Source organism: Vibrio sp. V04_P4A5T148 (assembly GCF_963875605.1).
GTDB lineage: Bacteria > Pseudomonadota > Gammaproteobacteria > Enterobacterales > Vibrionaceae > Vibrio > Vibrio anguillarum.
In genome coordinates this window covers 1-4,023 of record NZ_CAWNMS010000103.1, presented here as the reverse complement: position 1 = coordinate 4,023, position 4,023 = coordinate 1, and the positions used below count along the sequence as shown (strand labels likewise).

Annotated in this window: 4 protein-coding genes; all 4 read left to right on the top strand. The window is 40.0% G+C overall.

The annotated features are described in order from the left end of the window. Nucleotides 1-319 precede the first annotated feature (319 nt). The 4 genes from AACT18_RS17520 to AACT18_RS17505 all read left to right on the top strand — a co-directional run bounded on the left by AACT18_RS17520 (nt 320) and on the right by AACT18_RS17505 (nt 3,885). On the top strand, nt 320-1,072 hold the full coding sequence (locus AACT18_RS17520; RefSeq protein ID WP_094144252.1) for a hypothetical protein: 753 nt from the start codon (nt 320-322) through the stop codon (nt 1,070-1,072). 151 nt (nt 1,073-1,223) lie between these two features. Next, a complete protein-coding gene (locus AACT18_RS17515; protein ID WP_161439568.1) occupies nt 1,224-1,610 on the top strand; it encodes a VOC family protein in 387 nt (128 codons plus the stop codon). A 137-nt stretch (nt 1,611-1,747) separates the two neighbouring features. Continuing rightward, entirely contained in the window at nt 1,748-2,164 is a 417-nt protein-coding gene (locus AACT18_RS17510) for a lysozyme inhibitor LprI family protein (RefSeq protein WP_094124789.1), read from the top strand. Between the two features lie 320 nt (nt 2,165-2,484). Continuing rightward, a complete protein-coding gene (locus AACT18_RS17505) occupies nt 2,485-3,885 on the top strand; it encodes a hypothetical protein (RefSeq protein ID WP_141138116.1) in 1,401 nt (466 codons plus the stop codon). The last annotated feature ends 138 nt before the right edge of the window (nt 3,886-4,023 follow it).

Sequence of the window (4,023 nt, the reverse complement as noted above, 5' to 3'; positions counted from 1 at the left end):
TCCAAACGTCCGCCGAGCATGCTACGCTCGTCACTTTTCTTCCAAATCGCTCAATTTGAGTTTTTTTGTTTCTTTGCTGGTTTAGTGTTTTGGTTTATAAATGAATCGGTTAGTTTATTTTAAGTTTGCAAAAAAGCCCTGTTCTTTGGTTGTGAAAGTGTCGGTGTCAATTGGTTGGCCTAACAAACGGCTCAAGAGGGATTGCCAACGCTTGGCGACTTTAGTGCAAAATTGAAGTTCAGTGTTTACAGTGTGTTTTTTGAGTTCGGCTATGCGTTGTCAACCCCTTAGCCGGGCGTTAGTTTTATGGAGAGTGTAAATGAACAAACGAGCGATAGAATGTGTTTTTGGCTCATTTAGAAATGATTTCATCAATATTAAAAAATTGGAATGTGATGATAAGTACAAAATTACGCTTTACCTATGTCTGATTGATGGTATTTCTAACCTCTCAGTGCCGAATGAAAAGCAAAATAGAAATCGGTTTATTAGCACCCTGAAGAAGTTCAGTGATTGGACCGATGGAGGGTTAATTAGCATTCAACAACTCAATGCATTCATTCACTCTGATGTAAAAGACATTGATGAGCTTCAGTATTTAGCAACTGAAGAAATGTCTATCTTCGTCAAAAATAGGTTATTTCCGACAGATGAAATGCTAGCGGTATCAGGTTTTACCACTATTTCACAAGTAGATATAAAGTCTGATGAGATCATCAGTTTATGGAATAAATATGCTAGTGATAATGGTAAGTTACATAAGGCGTACATAGACCAGTTTTCTCACTTTAGTTTGTTATATGAGCTCCGAAATAATTTGATTCATAGTTTCCAAAACTGTTCTGGAGCAAGCCACGGTATTTACAATGAGCCCGGATATAAAGTTGTCAATACTCACTCTAATTCAGAGGAACAACTAGTTTCTGGTCATAGAGTTGAACTGGTATATCCATTAAGCTTTATTGAAAAAGTTACTGACAGAGTATTGGTAAATACTCAAAGCTACTTTGAGTCTAATAATATTGATGTTTTGCAGTATATAAACGAAAGTGACGTTTGGCGGATGCAATAAAACTAACAAACGCTTTAAGAGGGACAGCCAACGCGTGGCGTTTTTATTATGCGTTAGTTTCAGTGTTTACGGTGTTATGCGGAAGGTTGGTAGTAGCGTTGTCTGCCCCTTAAGCGGGCGTTATGTGTTTTCCTAGAAAATGGAGTTTCTGATGAAAATTAGTCACCTTGAGCATTTGGTTCTGACTGTTGCAGATATTCCAACAACAACGAACTTTTATGAAAAAGTGTTGGGCATGAAAGCTGTTAGTTTTGGCGCTGGTCGGATTGCTCTAGAGTTTGGCTACCAAAAAATCAATCTTCATCAACTCGGCAATGAGTTTGAGCCTAAGGCCCGAAATGTCAGAACTGGGAGTGCAGATTTGTGCTTTATTACCGACATAGATCTGTCTGACGCAATGAAACATGTGGAAAACCAAGGTGTGGTTATCATGGTAGGGCCTGTAAAACGTACAGGTGCACAAGGTGCAATCACATCATTCTATTTCAGAGACCCTGATGGGAATCTTATTGAAGTATCAACGTATTCAAACACATAACAAACGCCTCAAGAGGGACTGTCAACGCGTAGCGTTTCCAGTCCCAATGAGCCGCGGTGGTTGCAGTTGTTGTGTTTGAGTTTGGTGTAATGCGTTGCCAGCCCCTTAGGCGGGCGTTATGTGCTTTGGAGAAAATAATGAAAAAGTGGCTGCTAATTATGCTTGCAAGTTTTTCTAGTGTTGTAAGTGCTGAAAACGAGTCTCTTGATTGTAAGAATGCGATGAATACGTTTGAGATTAATCAGTGTGCAAGTATGGCTTTAGATTCAGCTCAAGCGGAACTAACAAAATATCTTAAAGCGAGTTTTGAGCATAATGCGAATGATCCTGATTTGGTCAGTGCAATCCAAGTTGCTCAGAAAGATTGGCAAAGTTACATGTCTTCTCATTGCAATTCGGTATATACACAATGGCGGGATGGTTCAATTCGTGGTGTTTTGGCGATATCTTGCAAAACGCAGTTAACGAGACAGAGAACACATGAAATCTGGAAGAATTTCTTAACCTATATGGATAGCACAGCGCCTGTTTTGCCAGAGCCCAGTATGGAGTGAATGCTCAAGCACGCACATAACAAACGCCTCAAGAGGGACTGTCAACGCGCGGCGTTTCCAGTCCCAATGAGCCGCGGTGGTTACGGCTGTTGGGTTTGAGTTTAGTGTTATGCGTTGCCAGCCCCTTAGGCGGGCGTTAGGGGAAATAATCAACTTTCCCTCCCAGAATACAACATCAATCACATTTTTGAACGTCTTTATCATTTTATGCAATCACACACTTTAAAAATGGTTTCTTTGACTACATATAGTGTTTGCGGTTGTCGCAAGCACAATTTGTTGTGTTGATTGTTTGTTGAGTGGTGTGTATGGCTAAGACTATGTCTGATTTACTAGATGTTTCAAGCAAGACCCTTTTGGACTTGGGAGCGTTCGATCCCATTTTAGATTTAGATACTCGTTTATTCATCGACCCTCACTTGTTGAAGCACTGCGATATACCTGAGTTTGAAGCAAGTTATGACAAGTTTACTTCTCACTTTAAAAGTATTGTCAAATTGCTTGATGCAAGCGAAAAAAAGGGTGACGTTTTTTGGAATAAAGCTGACCGCTTATTATCTGGAAAAGAGGTTAAGGGTCTATGTATAGGATATGCATCTAAAGGTACTTCTGGCTCTGGTGTTGGCCCAGCACTAAGGAAGCGATTGCTCGAAACAGCTAAAAACATAATAGCTAAAGGTAAAGATGACCCTGAGTTATTTGAACTTGTTGGCATGTTTGAGGGCGACTTCGGTCCTGACCGAATCAGTGATATGACGGCAAATATCATCCGAGATGATATTACTGAATATACAAAAAGAGTTGTATCTCAAGTCGAATTGGGTGCAAAGGCGACAGTAACTTTCGATGATAAATCTGGTCTTCCAATGAACCCGTTTACGGGGGATATAATCCTATTAGTCCCTTATTCCATACTACGAGATCTACCAGTTGCTCTAGATTGGAGTAATATGGATGTTGTAGCGCAACAGAACCAAGAGCTAAGAGACAAAGTTAACGGCATCATCGGAAATTCTTGGCGAGAAGCCATGAAGACAGTTAGCAAAGACAAACTGAAGAAACTAATCCTTGAACATCCTGATTTACTCGATGATCTAGTTAAACAGTATGCAGCTAAGCCACCGTTGCCATATGACTTTATCGAAGACCGTGCTGGTGAATATATTTGGTATCCTGTTACTAGAGAATTGGTTAAAGACAATCCAATTCCTCTTACTCTCAGTGAGTCTCCAACCATTGACGAGGTAGAAAGCCTCGTTGTGACAATATGCGAGAAATTCAAAGAACTTGTAGAGTATAACGGCCTTAATCAACTTTTATACAATAAAGATGGCTCTTTAAAGCATGAAAGTGCAGCTCAGTTACTGTTTTATGGTGTCGCTGAGTCTTATTGTACAAGTAACAATATAATGATTGCCCGAGAGTGTGATTCTGGCCGTGGTCCTGTTGACTTTAAGTTTGGTACAAACAGTGAGAATAGTGTGCTCGTTGAGCTTAAGAAATCCACAAATACATCTGGACTAAAGAAAGGTATTGAAAAACAGCTACCTGAATATATGAAATCAGAGAAAAGTCGCCGTGCAATATACTTAGTGATTGATGTTGGCTATACAAAAGCTGCGATCAAAAACTTGGAAAGTATCAATAAAAAAATTAATGGTGCAAATGTGCAAATCATTCATGTAGATGGTTCGCAAAAGGTTAGTGCTAGCAAGATGTAGCAAAAATTTCCCCTAACAATCTGTTTAAGAGTGATTCGCAACGCTTGGCATTTTTGCTATGCGTTGCGTTTAGTGTTTAAGGTGGAGTGCGGAGGCTTCGGTATTGCGTTGCTCACACCTTAACAGGGCGTTATGTTG